Origin of the sequence: Xanthomarina sp. (assembly GCF_035306705.1) — a bacterium.
Taxonomy (GTDB): domain Bacteria; phylum Bacteroidota; class Bacteroidia; order Flavobacteriales; family Flavobacteriaceae; genus Xanthomarina.
In genome coordinates, this window is the sequence record NZ_DATGNO010000051.1 from 1 (window position 1) to 17002 (window position 17002).

Annotated in this window: 21 protein-coding genes and 1 tRNA gene; 18 read left to right on the forward strand and 4 right to left on the reverse strand. The window is 33.1% G+C overall.

Translation table 11 applies throughout. The features are described 5' to 3' along the window. Positions 1-340, forward strand: a 340-nt coding sequence (locus VKY47_RS04265) for a class I adenylate-forming enzyme family protein (protein ID WP_324310634.1), incomplete at its 5' end; no start/stop codon positions are given. A gap of 7 nt (positions 341-347) precedes the next feature. On the opposite strand, the gene VKY47_RS04270 is transcribed toward VKY47_RS04265, so the two are convergent. Further along, a complete protein-coding gene (locus tag VKY47_RS04270) occupies positions 348-1022 on the reverse strand; it encodes a hypothetical protein (RefSeq protein ID WP_324310636.1) in 675 nt (224 codons plus the stop codon). Between the two features lie 268 nt (positions 1023-1290). Here VKY47_RS04270 and VKY47_RS04275 point away from each other — a divergent pair, with 268 nt between their 5' ends. After that, a complete protein-coding gene (locus VKY47_RS04275) occupies positions 1291-2658 on the forward strand; it encodes a M28 family peptidase (RefSeq protein ID WP_324310637.1) in 1368 nt (455 codons plus the stop codon). A 107-nt stretch (positions 2659-2765) separates the two neighbouring features. Here VKY47_RS04275 and VKY47_RS04280 read toward each other — a convergent pair whose 3' ends face one another. Beyond that, positions 2766-4154: a dipeptidase gene (locus VKY47_RS04280; protein WP_324310639.1), complete on the reverse strand. Its 1389-nt coding sequence runs from the start codon at positions 4152-4154 to the stop codon at positions 2766-2768. A 105-nt stretch (positions 4155-4259) separates the two neighbouring features. On the opposite strand from VKY47_RS04280, the gene VKY47_RS04285 reads away from it, so the two are divergent. From VKY47_RS04285 to msrA, 3 genes are all read left to right on the forward strand, one after another. Beyond that, positions 4260-4341, forward strand: a tRNA-Leu gene (locus tag VKY47_RS04285). A 139-nt stretch (positions 4342-4480) separates the two neighbouring features. Further along, entirely contained in the window at positions 4481-4939 is a 459-nt protein-coding gene (gene msrB, locus VKY47_RS04290) for a peptide-methionine (R)-S-oxide reductase MsrB (RefSeq protein ID WP_324310641.1), read from the forward strand. Further along, a complete protein-coding gene (gene msrA, locus VKY47_RS04295) occupies positions 4929-5480 on the forward strand; it encodes a peptide-methionine (S)-S-oxide reductase MsrA (RefSeq protein WP_324310642.1) in 552 nt (183 codons plus the stop codon). Before msrB ends, msrA begins: the two co-directional genes overlap by 11 nt. Before the next feature lie 44 nt (positions 5481-5524). Here the strand turns inward: msrA and VKY47_RS04300 are convergent, their stop codons facing one another. Beyond that, on the reverse strand, positions 5525-6310 hold the full coding sequence (locus VKY47_RS04300; protein ID WP_324310644.1) for a hypothetical protein: 786 nt from the start codon (positions 6308-6310) through the stop codon (positions 5525-5527). Between the two features lie 129 nt (positions 6311-6439). On the opposite strand from VKY47_RS04300, the gene VKY47_RS04305 reads away from it, so the two are divergent. The 11 genes from VKY47_RS04305 to VKY47_RS04355 all read left to right on the forward strand — a co-directional run bounded on the left by VKY47_RS04305 (position 6440) and on the right by VKY47_RS04355 (position 14804). Continuing rightward, positions 6440-7306 (forward strand): acyl-CoA thioesterase, encoded by an 867-nt coding sequence (locus VKY47_RS04305; RefSeq protein ID WP_324310645.1) that lies wholly within the window; start codon positions 6440-6442, stop codon positions 7304-7306. Position 7307: 1 nt separating this feature from the next. Further along, the gene (locus VKY47_RS04310) at positions 7308-7997 is read left to right on the forward strand and encodes a glycerophosphodiester phosphodiesterase (RefSeq protein ID WP_324310646.1); all 690 of its coding nucleotides are present in this window, start codon (positions 7308-7310) and stop codon (positions 7995-7997) included. Then, positions 7994-9199 carry a BaiN/RdsA family NAD(P)/FAD-dependent oxidoreductase gene (locus VKY47_RS04315; RefSeq protein WP_324310647.1) on the forward strand — a complete coding sequence of 402 codons (1206 nt, stop codon included), beginning with the start codon at positions 7994-7996 and terminating at the stop codon, positions 9197-9199. The genes VKY47_RS04310 and VKY47_RS04315 overlap by 4 nt, the downstream gene beginning before the upstream one ends. Before the next feature lie 34 nt (positions 9200-9233). Beyond that, positions 9234-9479 carry a hypothetical protein gene (locus VKY47_RS04320; protein ID WP_324310649.1) on the forward strand — a complete coding sequence of 82 codons (246 nt, stop codon included), beginning with the start codon at positions 9234-9236 and terminating at the stop codon, positions 9477-9479. Between the two features lie 262 nt (positions 9480-9741). Next, on the forward strand, positions 9742-10287 hold the full coding sequence (locus VKY47_RS04325) for a DUF1697 domain-containing protein (RefSeq protein WP_324310650.1): 546 nt from the start codon (positions 9742-9744) through the stop codon (positions 10285-10287). An 82-nt stretch (positions 10288-10369) separates the two neighbouring features. Continuing rightward, entirely contained in the window at positions 10370-11455 is a 1086-nt protein-coding gene (locus tag VKY47_RS04330) for a diphosphomevalonate decarboxylase (protein ID WP_324310652.1), read from the forward strand. 60 nt (positions 11456-11515) lie between these two features. Continuing rightward, complete coding sequence (locus VKY47_RS04335) at positions 11516-11716, forward strand: four helix bundle protein (protein WP_324310654.1); 201 nt, start codon at positions 11516-11518, stop codon at positions 11714-11716. Then, positions 11706-11864, forward strand: a complete 159-nt coding sequence (locus tag VKY47_RS04340) for a four helix bundle protein (RefSeq protein ID WP_324310656.1) — start codon at positions 11706-11708, stop codon at positions 11862-11864. The genes VKY47_RS04335 and VKY47_RS04340 overlap by 11 nt, the downstream gene beginning before the upstream one ends. Before the next feature lie 36 nt (positions 11865-11900). Next, a complete protein-coding gene (locus tag VKY47_RS04345; RefSeq protein ID WP_324310658.1) occupies positions 11901-12830 on the forward strand; it encodes a mevalonate kinase family protein in 930 nt (309 codons plus the stop codon). A 57-nt stretch (positions 12831-12887) separates the two neighbouring features. Then, positions 12888-13790, forward strand: coding sequence for a geranylgeranylglycerol-phosphate geranylgeranyltransferase (locus VKY47_RS04350; RefSeq protein ID WP_324310659.1), 903 nt, complete (start codon positions 12888-12890; stop codon positions 13788-13790). 105 nt (positions 13791-13895) lie between these two features. Beyond that, positions 13896-14804 carry a pseudouridine synthase gene (locus tag VKY47_RS04355; protein ID WP_324310660.1) on the forward strand — a complete coding sequence of 303 codons (909 nt, stop codon included), beginning with the start codon at positions 13896-13898 and terminating at the stop codon, positions 14802-14804. A gap of 35 nt (positions 14805-14839) precedes the next feature. Here VKY47_RS04355 and VKY47_RS04360 read toward each other — a convergent pair whose 3' ends face one another. Continuing rightward, complete coding sequence (locus VKY47_RS04360; protein WP_324310662.1) at positions 14840-15079, reverse strand: hexameric tyrosine-coordinated heme protein; 240 nt, start codon at positions 15077-15079, stop codon at positions 14840-14842. Between the two features lie 114 nt (positions 15080-15193). Between VKY47_RS04360 and VKY47_RS04365 the strand changes: the two genes are divergently transcribed. Then, positions 15194-15379 carry a hypothetical protein gene (locus VKY47_RS04365; protein WP_324310663.1) on the forward strand — a complete coding sequence of 62 codons (186 nt, stop codon included), beginning with the start codon at positions 15194-15196 and terminating at the stop codon, positions 15377-15379. A 203-nt stretch (positions 15380-15582) separates the two neighbouring features. Continuing rightward, complete coding sequence (locus VKY47_RS04370) at positions 15583-16992, forward strand: arginine decarboxylase (protein WP_324310665.1); 1410 nt, start codon at positions 15583-15585, stop codon at positions 16990-16992. The last annotated feature ends 10 nt before the right edge of the window (positions 16993-17002 follow it).

Genomic DNA, 17002 nt, shown 5'->3' on the forward strand with positions numbered 1-17002 from the left:
AGATGTTGCCATAGTTGACGAAGATGGATATTATTATTTGATGGCCAGAAAAAAAGAAATCTTAAAAGTAGCTGGAAAAAGAGTGAGTCCGAAAGAAATAGAAGAAGTTATTCTATCTGTACCAGAAGTTATAGATTGCACTATTTCAGGTTACGACGACGAATTGTTTGGGGAAGCCATTCAAGCCACTATTGTCGCTAACACGCCTTTTGACGAAGAAGAATTAAAGGAAAAAATACTCCATGCTTGCTCCAAGAAATTAGCGCTCTATAAGATGCCGCAAAAAGTCTTTTTTGAAAAAGCCATGAAAATGAGTGCAACAGGGAAGAAAATTAAATAATAAAATTTTATTTCGCTGGTGGTTTCCTGTTGATTGACTTATTATAAAAGATCATTTTATCACTCGGGATTTCTTCGTAGTTAATTGATTTTATGAATAAGAAATAGGAAACTGTTCTTACTATATAAGGGCTAAATCCTGCGTAATCGTACGACCTTGAGGTGTTAATATTTTTTACTTCCCCAAAGGTAATGGCATATCTTGCTCCTAATTCCCTGCTTTTTTCGGCCACATCGTATAGGAAGGCTGGAATAACTCCCATTCCTCTAAATTTAGGAACTGTAAACACATTTTCCAATAATACTTCATCTGCCTTTAACTGTGGAAACCTGTCTCCCCATATATGGTTTAAGGTTTTGTTTTGAGACGAATCAATAAGCCAAACTCGAGCGCAAGGAATGTTTTCATTGGTAATGCCCACGTAACATGTGTAAAAGTTGTTTATTAAACCATTGTTTGAATTATCTACAAAAAAGACTTCGTCGTCCTCTTGAAACTCGCGGATAGTAATGGGTTTTAGTGTTCTAGGTTTTTTATAAGGCACGCTTAAATCGCGTTTAAAACCAAAGGCGATTTCTTTAGAGTATAATCTGTTTAAGAAGGAGGTCCAAAGATATTTAGTCTTCCCTTCTTTTATTAATTTTGGTAATAAAGCCATTTTATTAAAAAGATTACTGCTCATGATTTTACAAGTATAAGAGTTAGAGGTGTTTGTAAAAATAAACATAAAGTTTATAATAACATGAAGAAAATACTTCTTTTGACTCCTTCTAAAATAAATGTTTTTTCAGTATTACAGCTGTTTTCTAATTTAAGAATAGGTCTGCTCTGTTCTATGTTTTTAGAAGTAATTTCATACATATAAATTGATGTTTAAATAATTAGAATGTTTTTATCATTTATTTTTTAAAAACCTATCTTTGCACTCATATTAAAAGCCCCATTAATTAATGAAAAAACTTGTTATTATTGCGTTGGTATTGCTTTCTGTAAGCTCTTTTGGGCAAACAGTTCAAAACCTAATTGATAAAGTAGATATTGGAAGATTAGAATTAACTGTGAGTGAATTTACTGGGGAACAACCTACCCTAGTTAATGGAACAGAAGTTACCATTATAAATAGACAACATGCAAATAACGATTTGGCTGCTGAATATATCAAAGAAAGACTTCAGCAATTTGATAATATAAGTGTTGAAGAACAAAACTTTAATACCACCGGAAAAAATATTATTGCTACACAAATAGGGAAAACCAATCCTCAAAACATATATCTTGTATGTGCGCATTATGATTCTGTTGCCGATTATTGTGCAGACGATAACGCCACAGGAACGGCTGCGGTTATAGAAATAGCAAGAATCCTTTCTACCCAATGTTTGGAGAACACCATTATTTATGCCTTTTGGGATGAAGAGGAAATTGGTTTAAAAGGTTCTAAATATTATGCGACCCAAGCAAAAAACAACAACTTAAATATTCTTGGAGTTCTAAATATGGACATGATAGGTTACGATAGCGATGCTCCAGGAGAATCAGGGCACAATGTTTTTGATATAGATGTTAGAGACTTACATGGCTCTTTAACCATTAAAAACGATTTATTGGATATTTTAAACGCTTACACTTTTGAACTGAATCCAGTTGTTGTTAATCCAGGAACAACAGCAAGCGACCATGCGTCTTTTTGGAATAAAGGTTATCCTGCCGTTTTAGTTGGAGAATCGTGGGAAACCGATGATGTAACTCCATATTATCACAGTTCAAACGATAGATTAAGCACCTTGAATTTGCCATATTTTCATGAAATAACAAAATTGGTAACAGCTTATATGGTAACAAAGGGAACATTGCTTTCTACAGACAATACCTTATCGGTTAATCAAACAAGCTTGTTTGCAAACCAAGGTTCAGCGAGCTATCAATGGTATAATTGCGATACAAACACCTTGTTGGAAGGTGAAATCAATCAAGATTTTCATCCCATTGTTACTGGAAATTATGCTGTCGAAATAACCATGGGTACTTGTGCTGAAATGAGTGATTGTGCATTGATAACAACACTTGCTATTGAAGAATCTGCTTCAGATTATTTTAAAATAACACCAAATCCAGTGTCTTCTATTTTAAATATAGATTCTTCTTTAAAATCTCCAATATTCATTTATTTATATAATGTTTCCGGACAATTGGTTACGGAAAAAACTTCAAATACAGAGAGATCGGTAATAGATATGTCCGCTTTGGCTTCAGGGATTTATTATTTGAAAATTAAAGGAAATGAGAAAGTAACTACGTTTAAAGTTATCAAGGAATAAGTGTTTTAAAACGAACCAAACTATATAAAATGTAGTTGTATAAAATAACAAAACCCATTTATTTATTAAAAATGAATGGGTTTTGTTTTACTTTTTTATGAGAAATTCTATTTACTTAATTCCGTAAAATACTTATAAAATAAAGGAATAGTTTCTATGCCTCTATAGTAGTTGAACAATCCAAAATGCTCGTTAGGAGAATGGATGGCATCGCTATCTAAACCGAATCCCATCAAGATGGTTTTGCTTTTTAATTCCTGTTCGAACAAAGAAACGATAGGAATACTTCCTCCACTACGCTGCGGAATTGGAGTTTTACCAAACGTATCAGAATACGCTTTACTTGCTGCTTGATATCCAATACTGTCAATTGGAGTTACATAACCTTGTCCGCCATGATGAGGTTTTACTTTTACAGTAACACCTTTTGGAGCTATGCTCTCGAAATGTTTTTTGAACAATTGGGTAATCTCTTCCCATTCTTGATGTGGTACCAATCTCATCGAGATTTTGGCAAAAGCTTGACTAGCTATAACGGTTTTTGCACCTTCACCTGTATATCCACCCCAAATTCCATTTACATCTAGAGTAGGACGAATAGAGTTTCTTTCGTTGGTTGTGTAACCTGCTTCACCATAAACGGCATCGATATCCAAAGACTTCTTATAGGCATCTAATGAAAAAGGTGCTTTGGCCATTTCAGCGCGCTCCTCTTTTGAAAGATCTTCCACTTTATCATAAAAACCAGGAATGGTAATTCGATTATTTTCATCGTGTAAGGAAGCTATCATTTTTGCTAAAACATTTATTGGGTTAGCAACAGCGCCACCATATAAGCCTGAGTGTAAATCTCTATTTGGTCCAGTAACTTCAACTTCAACATAACTCAAACCACGAAGCCCAGTAGTGATAGAAGGCACATCCTTGGCTATCATGCCAGTATCTGAAATCAAAATCACATCGTTCTTTAATTTCTCTTGATTGTTTTTTACAAAAATAGCCAAATTGGAACTTCCAACTTCCTCTTCGCCTTCAATCATGAATTTCACATTGCAAGGCAACTGGTTGGTTTTAGTCATAAATTCCATAGCTTTCACATGCATGTACATCTGTCCTTTATCGTCGCAAGCGCCACGAGCAAAAATAGCTCCTTCTGGATGTAGCTCTGTTTTTTTGATAACAGGTTCAAAAGGAGGTGAGGTCCATAAATTCAATGGATCTGGTGGTTGTACATCGTAATGGCCATAAACTAAAACAGTTGGTAAATTTTTATCAATTATTTTTTCGCCATAAACAATTGGGTATCCAGCTGTTTCGCAAATTTCAACATGGTCGCAGCCAGCTTCTTCCAATCTGGTTTTTACAACTTCAGCAGTTTGTAAAACATCTTTTTTGTATGCCGAATCAGCACTGATGGATGGGATTTTAAGCAAATCGATAAGCTCGTTTAAAAAACGCTCTTTATGCTGCTCGACGTAGGTGGATATGTTATTCATTTTAAACTTTTTTTTGAATTTCATCAAAAATACAAAAACAACATAACTTTTTATGATAAGATACGATTGTATATTAAAAGTAATTTTTATATTTGCACCCTTATTGCGGGCGTGGTGGAATTGGTAGACACGCCAGACTTAGGATCTGGTGCCGCGAGGTGTGGGAGTTCGAGTCTCCCTGCCCGCACAGAATAAGGAAAAGCTTCAACTTTATGTTGAGGCTTTTTTTGTTTTTAGTACTTTTGTTATGTAAGTCTAGAGCCTCTCTGCCGACTAAGGAGTCTTAAAGGCAGACTATATTAATTTTAAAATAAGGGATAAATAAAATGCTAACTTGGAAAGATGTTATTAATTTTTCGGTAAATGGAAATCCAACACCCAATACGCGTGTTGAAAAATCTAATGCCGAATGGAAATCTCAATTGAGTTCAGAACAATATAGAATTACCAGACAAAAGGGTACAGAAGCACCACATAGTGGAGCACATTGTAGCACGCTGGAGGCTGGGAAGTACAATTGTGTGTGTTGCCATGCACCTTTGTTCGATTCTACCATAAAATTTGAATCAAGCTCTGGTTGGCCTAGTTTTACACAGCCTATAAAACCAAATGCTATTAAATATGAAAAAGATACTGCTTTTGGAATGGTACGTGTGGAGGTTATGTGTAATACGTGCGACTCGCATTTAGGTCATGTATTTCCAGATGGTCCAGAGCCAAGTGGATTGAGATATTGTGTAAATTCGGAATCACTTATATTAGAAAAGGAAATAAATGAACAATAAAAATTTACAACTAGCTACATTAGGTGGAGGTTGTTTTTGGTGTACTGAGGCGGTCTTTCAAGAAATAAAAGGAATTGAAAAAGTGGTTTCGGGGTATTCGGGTGGGACTGCTCCCGGAAAACCAACCTATAGAGAGGTTTGTTCTGGTTTAACTGGTCATGCAGAAGTAATTCAAATAACTTTTGATGCGAATGTTATTTCTTATAAAGACATTTTAATCATTTTCATGACTACCCACGATCCTACAACCTTAAACCGACAAGGAGGCGATAAAGGAACGCAATATCGTTCGGTAATTTATTATCACAATGAAGAACAAAAGCAAATAGCTGAAATTGTGCTTAAAGAAATGACTTCTTATTTTGAAGACGATATAGTCACCGAATTAAGTAAGTTGGGAGTTTTCTACGAAGCTGAAATCGATCATCAGGATTACTATAGAAACAATCAAGAACAAGGGTATTGTAGTTTGGTAATTGCTCCAAAATTATCGAAACTACGAAGACTACATGCAGATAAATTAAAGAAAGTTGGAGCTTAATGAAATCGAGATTTTTCGTATATAATCTCAGAACAAGATTGTGATTATTTAATTTTAAAGGTGTAGATGTTACCTCCAATAAACCAAATTCGTTCGTCTGTAATATAAACAGTGTTTTCGTCTTTAAAACAGATGCCTTCTTTTTGCGAAATATGATTAAGAGCTATGCTTTCTATGGTAGCACTGCAAAAATTATCTGTATTAAAATCGGTTATTTTCCAAATCGTATTTTTGTTCAATAAAACAATGGTTTTGCCGTCTTTACTAATATCTGCAGATGAGATTTTTTGTGGATTATTTTCAAGATTAAAACTGCACACATATTCTGCAGTATGGTTTCCAAGAGCCGTTGGAACCTTAAAAAACATGGTTTCTTTGTTTTTTTTATTTATAATATAAAAATGGCTTTTATAGATAAAAAATGCTTCAAAATCAAGAGGTTTTGTGTTTGGAGGAAGTTGAAATGTTATAACATCAGCAACTGTTTTATTGCCAACGTGCTCAGGACTTGGAACCTTATATATTGTAAAGTGATCTCTTTCTTTTTTATTGTTTCCAAAATCACCAATATAGATATTACCTAAAGAGTCACTCGTTAAATCTTCCCAATCAATATTTTGTGCATTACTTATTTCTATTTCTTTAATAAGTTTCCCATTTTCATTTACCCCATATAGTATATTTCCATTTCTAGAGTCTTCAATAGTCCAAATAAGAGAGGATCCCAGAATTTTTTCGGCAGCGGAAGCTTCCTTTAAGGAAAGAGGGAAGCTTGCTATTTTGTTTAATCCTCCTTTGTTACAGGATGAGAACATCAAAATAAAAAGCAAAATAAATATTGTTTTACGACCCATAATAGTGTGAGTAATAAGATTTTTTCAAAACTAATTATAAAAATCCGACTAAGCCAAAAATGAATTTAATAGTTTTGGTAAATTAAAGATTATAATTCTATTTATATGACATCTGTAAACGACTTATTAGATATTTTAATTTTAGAACAACTTTCTGAAAATTTATTCCAAGGAGCAAGTGAAACTGTTGGCAGTCCCAATGTTTTTGGGGGTCAAGTTTTGGCTCAGGCTATAAATGCAGCCCATAGAACGATAACTAATAAGAGAGTTTTGCACTCGATGCATGCTTACTTTTTAGAAGCTGGCAATTTAAAACTCCCTATAAACTATCAAGTTAATATTATGAGAGATGGGGGCAGCTTTTCCGTAAGACGTGTAACTGCCAGTCAGAATGGTACAGTTATTTTTATTTTGTCTGCTTCCTTTCATAAAGAAGAAAAGGGCTACGAGCATCAAATTAAAATGGGTTCAAACATCATTCAACCTGAAGATTTAATGAGTTGGAGTGATATACTTGAACAATATGGAAGTATGTTGCCGCAAAAAACAAGGACTTTTTTGGAAATCCCTAGACCTGTGGAGTTTAAACCTACCGAAATAGCCAACCCTTTAGATAGAAAAGATTTACCACCTTATTCAGACATTTGGTTTAAATTAAAAGGAGATACTTCAAATTTAGATTTAGCTACAAAACAGCAAATTCTCACTTATATTTCAGATTACAATATTTTATCGGTTGCCATACAACCTCATGCAGCTAAAGCGCATTGGGGAAATTTACAAACGGCAAGTTTAGATCATTCGATGTGGTATTTTAGAGAATTCGAACTAGACGATTGGATGTTGTTTTCCTTAGAGTCTCCAAGCTCATCTAATGCTAGGGGTTTTGCAAGAGGCAATATTTTTACAAGAAATGGAGAGCTTATAGCTTCCGTAGCACAAGAAGGTTTAATGCGTCCAATAATTAAATAAAATGTTAGATTCTTGTTTAAAAATAGGACATCGTGGCGCTAAAGGATATATAGCTGAAAACACCTTGGAATCCATTCAAAAGGCATTGGACATTGGTGTTGATGGTATTGAAATAGATGTACATGTTTGTGCATCTGGAGAATTGGTGGTATTTCATGATTTCACTTTAGATAGAATGACCAATGGAACGGGTGAAATTAAAAAAGTCTCCCTTTCAGAATTAAAACAATTAAAGGTGAACAATGAGTTTTTAATACCAACTCTAGAAGAAGTTCTTGATGTGATAGATAAAAAATGCTTTTTAAATATTGAACTAAAAGGAAGGCATACCGCTGCAAAGACTTGTGAAGTTATTCAAAAACACATCCGAGAGAAAGCTTGGAGTTATAGCGATTTTATCGTGTCGAGTTTTCAGCACTTTGAACTTGAAGCCGTTTATAAAATTGATAAAAACATTCCCTTGGGCGTTTTAAGTAAAGCTAGTATGACAGAAGCTACGGAATTTGCCAAAACCATAAAAGCAGCGGCCATTCATCCAAATTATGCTTTACTAACTTCAGAAAATATAAAATTGGCACAATCCAACGGTTATAAAGTTTATACTTGGACCGTTAACGACGAGCAAACGATAAAACGTATGAAGAGTTACGGAGTTGATGGTATAATTTCTGATGTTCCTGATCGCTTATGAAACCATTCGATGTAATAATAGTAGGAGGTGGAGCGGCAGGTTTTTTTGCTGCAATAAATATAGCAGAGCTTAACCCAACGCTAACTGTAGCCATACTTGAGCGAGGAAAAGAAGGTTTGCAAAAGGTAAAGGTTTCTGGTGGCGGACGTTGTAACGTAACTCATGCCGAATTTATTCCACAAGAATTAGTTTTGAATTACCCTCGTGGTGAAAAAGAACTTTTAGGTCCTTTTCATCAATTTATGACAGGAGATACGATTGAATGGTTTGAAAAACGGGGTATTCCTTTGAAGATTGAAGAAGACGGCAGGATGTTTCCGGAGTCCAATTCCTCTCAAACCATTATCGATTGTTTTTTAAACGAAGCCACAAAGCACAAAGTTGAGGTTTTATATAATCATGCTATAAAGACCATTAATAAAGAAGAATCTCTTTGGAATTTAGAAACCTCACAAGGTGTTTTTTCTACTGAAAAACTTGTGATAGCCACAGGAAGCAATCCGAAAATATGGAAACTTTTGGAAGATTTTGGGCATTCTATTGTTCAACCTGTTCCTTCACTTTTCACTTTCGACATCAAGGATGAGCGCATTAAAGATATTCCCGGAGTTGTTGCTCTAAACGTAGAGGTTAAAGTTTTAGGTACTGATTTATGGAGCGAAGGGCCTTTGTTAATTACCCATGTTGGCATGAGTGCTCCTGCTATTTTGAAATTATCTGCTTTTGGCGCCATTGAATTGGCTGCACGAAATTATAAATTTGAAATAGAAATCAATTTTATCAGGCAATCTTTTGAAGCTTGTTTGGAACAATTAAAAGAGTTAAAACAGCAATTGGCAAAGAAAACTGTTTTTAAGTCTACCTCATTTGATTTACCAAAACGCTTGTGGCAAAAGCTAGTTTTAGCTTCAGATATGGACAACGAATCGCGTTGGGCCGATTTAAATAAACAGCAATTAGAAAATTTAGCAAATCAATTAACACAAGCCGTTTTTCAAGTGGACGGAAAAAGTACTTTTAAAGAAGAATTTGTTACAGCTGGCGGAATCGATTTAAAAGAAATTAATTTTAAAACTTTTGAAAGTAAGTGTCATAAAAATCTCTTTTTTGCAGGAGAAATTATGAATGTCGATGCTATTACTGGCGGCTTTAACTTTCAGAATGCCTGGACTGGAGCTTTTATAGTTGCTAAATCTATATAAGTGTAATATAATTTTTATATACAATCTATATATCATGGGAAAGACAAAAAAGTTAGTCGAATTAGATAATAAAGCCATAGAAATTCTTGAAAAACAAGCGAAACTTCAAAAACGCTCGTTAAAAAATTATCTAGAATATATGTTAGAAGATACAGCTCTGCGATACAGTGAGCCTTCTGAAGAATATAAAAAAATGTTGGATGATGCATTACAAAGAATGGAAAGAGGAGAAATAGACTTCATTCCAGTAGAGGATTTTAGAAATAAATATGGTTTATAGATTAGTTCTAAGCACTGAAGCTTACAGAGAAATTGAAATAGCAGAATGTTTTTTATAAATTTAAAGATCTTAATCGCCTCTTTTTAAAAAATTTAAATAATCAGTTCTTGTATTTAGAAAAGATGCCATTATCTAGACAAATAAGATATAAAAATGTAAGAATATGTCTTTTAGAGATTTATAATTATTCAATTCATTATTTGGTTAAAAACGATGAGGTTTTTGTTTTACATATACACAACCAACCCCAAGACTTTTAAAAATGTCAATATGTATCGTTTTAATAAAAGGAATTAACGTTGGAGGACATAAAAAAGTTCCCATGGCGGAGTTGCGCGAATTACTAATTAAATCTGGTTTTGAAAATGTGCAAACCTATATACAAAGTGGGAATGTTATTTTGGATTCTTCAGAAAAAGGAAATTCGATAGAAATTAAAATTCAAAAAGCCATTATGACTCATTTTGGATTTGAAGTGTCTGTTCTGGTAAAAACAAGACAGGATCTAAAACGTATTTTTGATGCTTGTCCATTTTCTGATGAAGAAAAGAGATCGAGTTATTTTATGTTGCTGCACGACGCACCAGATGATGATTTAATTAAATTGGCTTCTAAAAAAACGTATGAAGGCGAAGAATATAAAATCATTAATGATTGTATTTATTTTTTCAGTGAAAAAGGTTTTGGTCAGGCTAAATTTAACGCGAGCTTTTTTGAGCGAAAACTCAAAACTTTTGCAACAGCCAGAAACTACAATACCATGGTAAAATTAATAGCAATGTCCTTGATAAATGAAAAAGACCTCTAGATATTTCCTATTTTTGCAAACAATAAATAAGTAAATTAAAAAAACTGCCTTAAAAGCAGTCTTTGTCATCTTAACAAGCAACATGACCGCACAAGATTTTATCCCAAAAACATATAAGTCTACCATTAAAAATGGAAAGGTTACCTGGGAATCTCCAAGTAATATTGCTCTAGTAAAATACTGGGGAAAAAAGGAAAATCAAATTCCCGCGAATCCCTCTATTAGTTTTACCTTGAATCATTGTAAAACCATTACAGAGCTTTCATATACTAAAAGGGAGACTTCTAATAGTTTTTCATTTGAAGTCTTTTTAGAAGGCAAAAAAAAGGATGACTTCAAGCCAAAGATTGAAATATTTTTCGAAAGAGTTATTGTTTATATGCCTTTCTTAAAGGATTTCCATTTTAAAATAGAAACTTCAAATACCTTTCCACATAGTTCAGGTATTGCTTCTTCAGCCTCTGGTATGAGTGCCTTAGCTTTGTGTTTAATGAGTATTGAAAAGCAATTAAAGCCTGAAATGACAGATGAATACTTCAATCAAAAAGCATCTTTTTTAGCACGCTTGGGTTCTGGGTCTGCTTGTAGAAGTATAGAAGGTGACTTAATAGTTTGGGGAGAATCCCATGCCATTTCTGGAAGTAGCAATTTGTTTGGAACCAAATACCCATATCAAGTTCATGAGAATTTTAAAGAATATCAAGACACTATTTTACTTGTTGATAAAGGCCAAAAGCAGGTAAGTAGTACCGTTGGCCATAATTTGATGCATGAGCATCCGTATGCGGAAAACCGTTTTCAACAGGCACATGACAATCTTGAAAAATTAAAACCTATTTTAGAATCTGGAGATTTAAATAAATTCATTGCTCTTATAGAAAGTGAAGCTTTAACCTTACATGCTATGATGTTGACAAGCATGCCGTATTTTATTTTAATGAAACCCAATACGCTCGAAATTATCAATAAAATCTGGCAGTTTAGGGAAGATACTGGTTTGCATGTTGGTTTTACTTTAGATGCGGGTGCAAATGTTCACGTACTTTATCCAAAGAAAGAAGCTAAAGTTATTTTAGACTTCATTAAAAATGAATTAGTTGCATATTGTCAAAACGAACAATATATTTGCGATCAAATTGGATTTGGAGCAAAAATAATTAATAATTAAAAAGTAATAAAGAATAATTTAAATGGTTAGCTTTAGTTAGTTTAACTGAAATTATTCAATATGAATCCTAATATAATTAAGGAGAAAAGCTTCAGTTTTGCTGTAGATATAGTTAATCATTATAAAGAATTAGCTTACAATAAAAAAGAGTTTGTTATGTCAAGAGAACTCTTGAAGTCTGGAACTTCTATTGGTGCAAATGTTAGAGAAGCTGAGTTTGCACAGAGTAGACCCGATTTTACAAATAAAAATGTCGATTAGTTTAAAAGAAGCCAATGAAACTGATTATTGGCTTGATTTACTTCATGCTACAGATTTTTTAAATGAAGATGAATTTGAAAAATTTAAACCCAAATCGCAGGAAATGTTGCGATTATTAGTTAGTATTGTAAAATCATCTAAAGATTAATTGTTAACTTTGCATTATTAATTTTTCATTAAGAAAATGAAAGGACCCCTTTTTTACTCAAAAATCTTACTCTTCGGAGAATATGGAATCATTAAGGATTCCAAAGGTTTATCCATTCCATATAATTTTTATAATGGTGCTTTAAAGATGGAAGACAATGCGTCTGAAACTGCAATTAAATCTAATGAAGGTTTGAAGCGTTTTGTGGTTTTTCTTAAAACAGTAGATACGTCTTTAGTAAATTTCGATTTTGAAAAATTACAACAAGATGTGCATGCTGGTATGTATTTCGATTCGTCCATTCCTCAAGGTTATGGCGTTGGTAGTAGTGGAGCTTTGGTTGCGGCCATTTATGACAAATATGCCTTCGAAAAAATTACGGTTTTAGAGAATTTAACTAGAGAGAAATTATTAAAGTTAAAATCAATTTTCTCTGCTATGGAATCTTTTTTCCACGGGAAATCTTCTGGTCTCGACCCTTTAAATAGTTATTTAAGTATTCCAATTCTTATCAATTCCAAAGATAATATTGAAGCCACAGGAATTCCTTCACAAAATACAGAAGGTAAAAATGCTGTTTTTTTAATAGATAGCGGAATTACGGGTGAAACTGCTCCAATGGTCAGTATTTTTATGGAAAACATGAAGCAGGAAGGTTTTAGAAAAATGCTTAAAAACCAATTTATAAAACATACAGATGCTTGTGTGGACGATTTCTTAAAAGGAGATATTAAATCCTTGTTTGGGAACACTAAAAAATTATCGAAAGTGGTATTAAATCACTTTAAACCTATGATTCCACAACAGTTCCATGAACTTTGGAAAAAAGGTATCGACACAAATGATTACTACTTAAAACTTTGTGGTTCTGGAGGCGGAGGTTATATCCTGGGCTTTACCGAAGATATTGACAAAGCGAAGCAATCCCTTAAAGGTTATAATTTAGAAATAGTTTATAATTTCTAGACAAATTCTTGTTAGATGAGGAGTTCTATAAATAGTCTCACTTTACTTTAAGCACATATGTTTACCAGAAGACAGAAACACATTCTACTTAAGTTTTTCAGCATGTTTTCTGTAGTAAGGGGGTACAATATTCTTATTGTAGTCATTGCACAATATTTAACTGCTATATATATTCTTGCACACGATTTGCCGCTAAGGGAAGTTGTTTTGGATTTTTATCTATTAATCCTGGTCTTGGCGTCTGCATCAACTATTGCTGGTGGTTATATTATTAACAATTTCTACGACTCGGAAAAAGATTTAATCAACCGGCCACATAAATCCCAATTAGATAGACTGGTTAGTCAGAACACTAAATTATCTTTGTATTTCGTGCTCAATTTTATGGCTGTAATTATGGCAAGTTATGTGTCGTTTAGAGCCGTTGTTTTCTTTTCACTTTACATTTTTGCTATTTGGTTTTATTCACATAAATTAAAGAAACTGCCATTTATTGGTAATTTAACTTCTGCAATTTTAACCATTACGCCATTTTTTGCCATTTTTATCTACTACAAAAATTTCGAGCATGTTATTTTTGTTCATGCGGCCTTTTTGTTTTTAATTATTTCTATGCGAGAATTGACAAAAGATTTAGAAAATATAAAAGGAGATTTGGTTTTAAATTATCAAACCATTCCCATTGTTTATGGCGAAAATGTTTCAAAGATTATGCTTACCATTTTAGCGCTTCTAACAACTGTTCCGGCGTATTTTTTGCTGTTTCATTTTCATGTTGGGCAAATGGCGAATTTCTTTTATTTAAGTGTTTTTTTGCTACTTATTTTTATTATTCTGCTTTGGAGTTCAAAAACAAAGGCACATTACCTAATTTTACATAACATTTTAAAATTTATTATTGTAGCTGGCGTTTTTAGTATTATGCTTATAAATATTGATTTAGTGCTTAATAGAATTTAAGAATTGTTATTTAGATGCTTGAAAGCAAAAGGTCTTTCTGTATCTTTGCGGAGAAATTTAGTGAATTTTAATTAAAAAGGATTCCCATTCTTTTGGGAAAAAATTATGAGTAGACATCAAGGTAGCAGTAATAAGGGGAAGCCTTCAGCAAGAGGAGAGCAAAAGGGAGGAGCTAGCCAATCGAGTCGTGGAGGTAGTTCAGAAAAAGGAAAAAGTTTTTCTAGAGGAAATGCGCCAGTGAAAAAACAGAAATTTTCTACTTCAAAACCTGAAGTTGAGAAAAAAGCAGCTCCAAAAAAATCGAATCCAAACGAGATCCGTTTAAATAAATACATTGCGAACTCCGGGATTTGTTCTCGTAGAGAAGCCGATGAACATATTGCTATTGGTTTAGTATCTGTGAATGGAAAAGTGGTCATCGAAATGGGTTACAAGGTAAAATTAGATGATGATGTGCGTTACGATGGTAGACGCGTAAATCCAGAAAAGAAGGCGTACGTGTTACTTAATAAGCCAAAAGGTTTTGCTACAACTACCGCTGAAGGAAAGGGTAGAACAGTTATGGATTTGGTTGCCAATGCCACAGATTCTAGAATAAAACCTATTGGGCGTTTAGGAAGAAACTCGAAAGGACTCTTGTTATTTACCAACGATGAAAGCATTGTGGAAAAATTCACCAATTCTAAAAATGGGGTTCCACGATTATTTCATATTGAATTGGATAAGAATTTAAAGTTTGAAGATCTTAAAACAATTAGAGATGGTTTTAAAATAGACGGAAAACTTATTGCTGTTGAAGAGATTAGCTATATAGATGGCGCCTCGAAAAAAGAAATAGGCCTTAAGATTAAAAACACAGGAAACACCATTATAAGAACCATTTTCGATGAATTGAAATATGATGTTATTAGCTTAGACTGTGTTGCTATTGGTCATCTTACCAAAAAGGATATTCCTAGAGGTCATTGGAAACACCTTACAGAGCAGGAATTGAATACTTTAAAAATGTTATAGGAGTTTTTTAACTCTGGTTATTTTGTTGCGTAAAATTATTTCCAATAATTATTAGCAGCTGCAATGGTTGCAAATTCAGTTGCAACCGTTTGCCCTATGGCTATAAGCATGGCAGCATCTTCTGCATAAACAGGACGTAATTTATCCCTCATTTCAGCATCAGGTTGAGTCAGTTTTATAATAAGTCTAGCCATTTTAACTGCTAATTGTCTTCCCTCTTCAGGTGTTTTTGTTAGTAAGGAATTATTTGGTATTAATTGAATTTGATCAGCCATGTCTCATGTTTTTTATTGTTAATGTTACCTGAAACTATCGTTCTAAAAGCTCACAGGGTATATTTATGCCAATATACTGATTATACCTGAAAGTTTTAAAGACAAAAAGATATATTGAGCACTTTATTCCATAAAATCAAGAAAATAAATGGAAGTTCTAAACAACAAATTTCTACAAAAGCAAAAGGATTAATTTTTTTTTTAAAAGAGGCTGGTTTTTTAAAAAAAAGCGCTTCTTTTGCATCTTATTTAGCTGAACAATTTGAATCATGTTTTTACGTTCGGGCCTTTGATAATTAGGAAGTCATTCTCAAGAGCAGCTTACAGATTAAGCAACCGAATTTTAAAGCTATCTTCCGTTATAACCATTTATGCTAGCCAGCATAACTATGGGTTTGTACCCACAACTCAAAGTCAAATTCAAGTTTGATATGTACTCATTATTGTTTACCTTTAGAGGTTTAGTTTCGATAAATTTGATAATTACATTTTAAAAACACCTAATGAATACAAAATATATTGATTTAATCAATCAGACTTTTTATTTTCCGCAAGAAGAATTTAAACTTGAAGACAAAACCCTTCAATTTCACGATATAGACTTAATGGGTTTAGTTGAAGAATACGGAACTCCCTTAAAATTCACCTATTTACCTCAAATCTCCAATAATATTGGTCGTGCCAAGCAATGGTTTTCAAAAGCTATTAAAAATCATAAATATAAGGGCAAGTACCATTATTGTTATTGCACCAAAAGCTCTCACTTTAAACATGTTTTAAACGAAGCTTTAAAAAACGACATTCATATAGAAACCTCTTCTGCATTCGATATAGACATCGTGGAAAGCTTAAAAGCTGAAGGGAAAATTACAGACAAAGCATATGTAATTTGCAATGGTTTTAAACGTGACCAATATGTTACCAATATTGCAAGATTAATCAATAATGGTCAAAAAAACTGTATCCCAATTATTGATAATTACGAAGAAATAGAATTGCTTTCACAAGAAATTAAAGGCAAATTTAATATTGGTATTCGAATTGCTTCTGAAGAGGAACCAAAATTTGAATTTTATACTTCTCGTTTAGGAATTGGTTACAAAAACATTGTACCTTTCTATAACAGACAAATAAAAGACAATAAAAAAGTTAAGCTTAAAATGCTTCATTTTTTCATCAACACAGGAATTCGTGATAATGCATATTATTGGAACGAGCTTTCTAAATGTTTGAAGGTTTACACCAGTTTAAAGCAAATTTGTCCATCGTTGGATAGTTTAAATATAGGAGGAGGATTTCCTATTAAAAACTCTTTAGGTTTCGATTTTGATTATGAATATATGGTGGACGAAATTATTAATCAAATTCAATTATTTTGTGAACAAGAAGAAGTTCCTGTACCTAATATTTTTACTGAATTTGGTAGTTTTACTGTAGGAGAAAGTGGAGGCGCTATTTACGAAGTGCTTTACCAAAAACAACAAAACGATCGAGAGAAATGGAACATGATTAATTCATCTTTCATTACCACGTTGCCAGATACTTGGGCTATAAACAAACGTTTTGTTATGTTGCCAATCAATAGATGGCACGAGAGTTACGAGCGTGTGTTGTTAGGTGGTTTAACTTGCGATAGCGACGATTATTATAACAGCGAGCAGCACATGAACGCTATTTATTTGCCAAAATACAATAAAGACAAACCGTTGTATCTTGGCTTCTTTAATACAGGAGCGTATCAAGAAACTATTGGTGGGTTTGGAGGTTTGCAACACTGTTTGATTCCTACGCCAAAACATATTTTAATTGATAAAGACGAAGATGGGAACATCTCGACAAAATTATTTAGTGAAGAACAAAAAAGTGAAGACTTACTTAAAATTTTAGGTTATAATGAAACCAGCGATAAATAGAAATTTCATT

What these genes read in the sequence shown, in the direction of transcription:
- VKY47_RS04325 (WP_324310650.1), top strand. Translation starts at nt 9,742, where the DNA reads ATGTCAATATGTATCGTTTTAATAAAAGGAATTAACGTTGGAGGACAT.
- VKY47_RS04330 (WP_324310652.1), top strand. Translation starts at nt 10,370, where the DNA reads ATGACCGCACAAGATTTTATCCCAAAAACATATAAGTCTACCATTAAA.
- VKY47_RS04370 (WP_324310665.1), top strand. Translation starts at nt 15,583, where the DNA reads ATGAATACAAAATATATTGATTTAATCAATCAGACTTTTTATTTTCCG.
- VKY47_RS04340 (WP_324310656.1), top strand. Translation starts at nt 11,706, where the DNA reads ATGTCGATTAGTTTAAAAGAAGCCAATGAAACTGATTATTGGCTTGAT.
- VKY47_RS04280 (WP_324310639.1), bottom strand. Translation starts at nt 4,154, where the DNA reads ATGAATAACATATCCACCTACGTCGAGCAGCATAAAGAGCGTTTTTTA.
- VKY47_RS04335 (WP_324310654.1), top strand. Translation starts at nt 11,516, where the DNA reads ATGAATCCTAATATAATTAAGGAGAAAAGCTTCAGTTTTGCTGTAGAT.
- VKY47_RS04350 (WP_324310659.1), top strand. Translation starts at nt 12,888, where the DNA reads ATGTTTACCAGAAGACAGAAACACATTCTACTTAAGTTTTTCAGCATG.
- VKY47_RS04310 (WP_324310646.1), top strand. Translation starts at nt 7,308, where the DNA reads ATGTTAGATTCTTGTTTAAAAATAGGACATCGTGGCGCTAAAGGATAT.
- VKY47_RS04355 (WP_324310660.1), top strand. Translation starts at nt 13,896, where the DNA reads ATGAGTAGACATCAAGGTAGCAGTAATAAGGGGAAGCCTTCAGCAAGA.
- VKY47_RS04345 (WP_324310658.1), top strand. Translation starts at nt 11,901, where the DNA reads ATGAAAGGACCCCTTTTTTACTCAAAAATCTTACTCTTCGGAGAATAT.
- msrB (WP_324310641.1), top strand. Translation starts at nt 4,481, where the DNA reads ATGCTAACTTGGAAAGATGTTATTAATTTTTCGGTAAATGGAAATCCA.
- VKY47_RS04305 (WP_324310645.1), top strand. Translation starts at nt 6,440, where the DNA reads ATGACATCTGTAAACGACTTATTAGATATTTTAATTTTAGAACAACTT.
- VKY47_RS04360 (WP_324310662.1), bottom strand. Translation starts at nt 15,079, where the DNA reads ATGGCTGATCAAATTCAATTAATACCAAATAATTCCTTACTAACAAAA.
- VKY47_RS04315 (WP_324310647.1), top strand. Translation starts at nt 7,994, where the DNA reads ATGAAACCATTCGATGTAATAATAGTAGGAGGTGGAGCGGCAGGTTTT.
- msrA (WP_324310642.1), top strand. Translation starts at nt 4,929, where the DNA reads ATGAACAATAAAAATTTACAACTAGCTACATTAGGTGGAGGTTGTTTT.
- VKY47_RS04275 (WP_324310637.1), top strand. Translation starts at nt 1,291, where the DNA reads ATGAAAAAACTTGTTATTATTGCGTTGGTATTGCTTTCTGTAAGCTCT.
- VKY47_RS04270 (WP_324310636.1), bottom strand. Translation starts at nt 1,022, where the DNA reads ATGAGCAGTAATCTTTTTAATAAAATGGCTTTATTACCAAAATTAATA.
- VKY47_RS04320 (WP_324310649.1), top strand. Translation starts at nt 9,234, where the DNA reads ATGGGAAAGACAAAAAAGTTAGTCGAATTAGATAATAAAGCCATAGAA.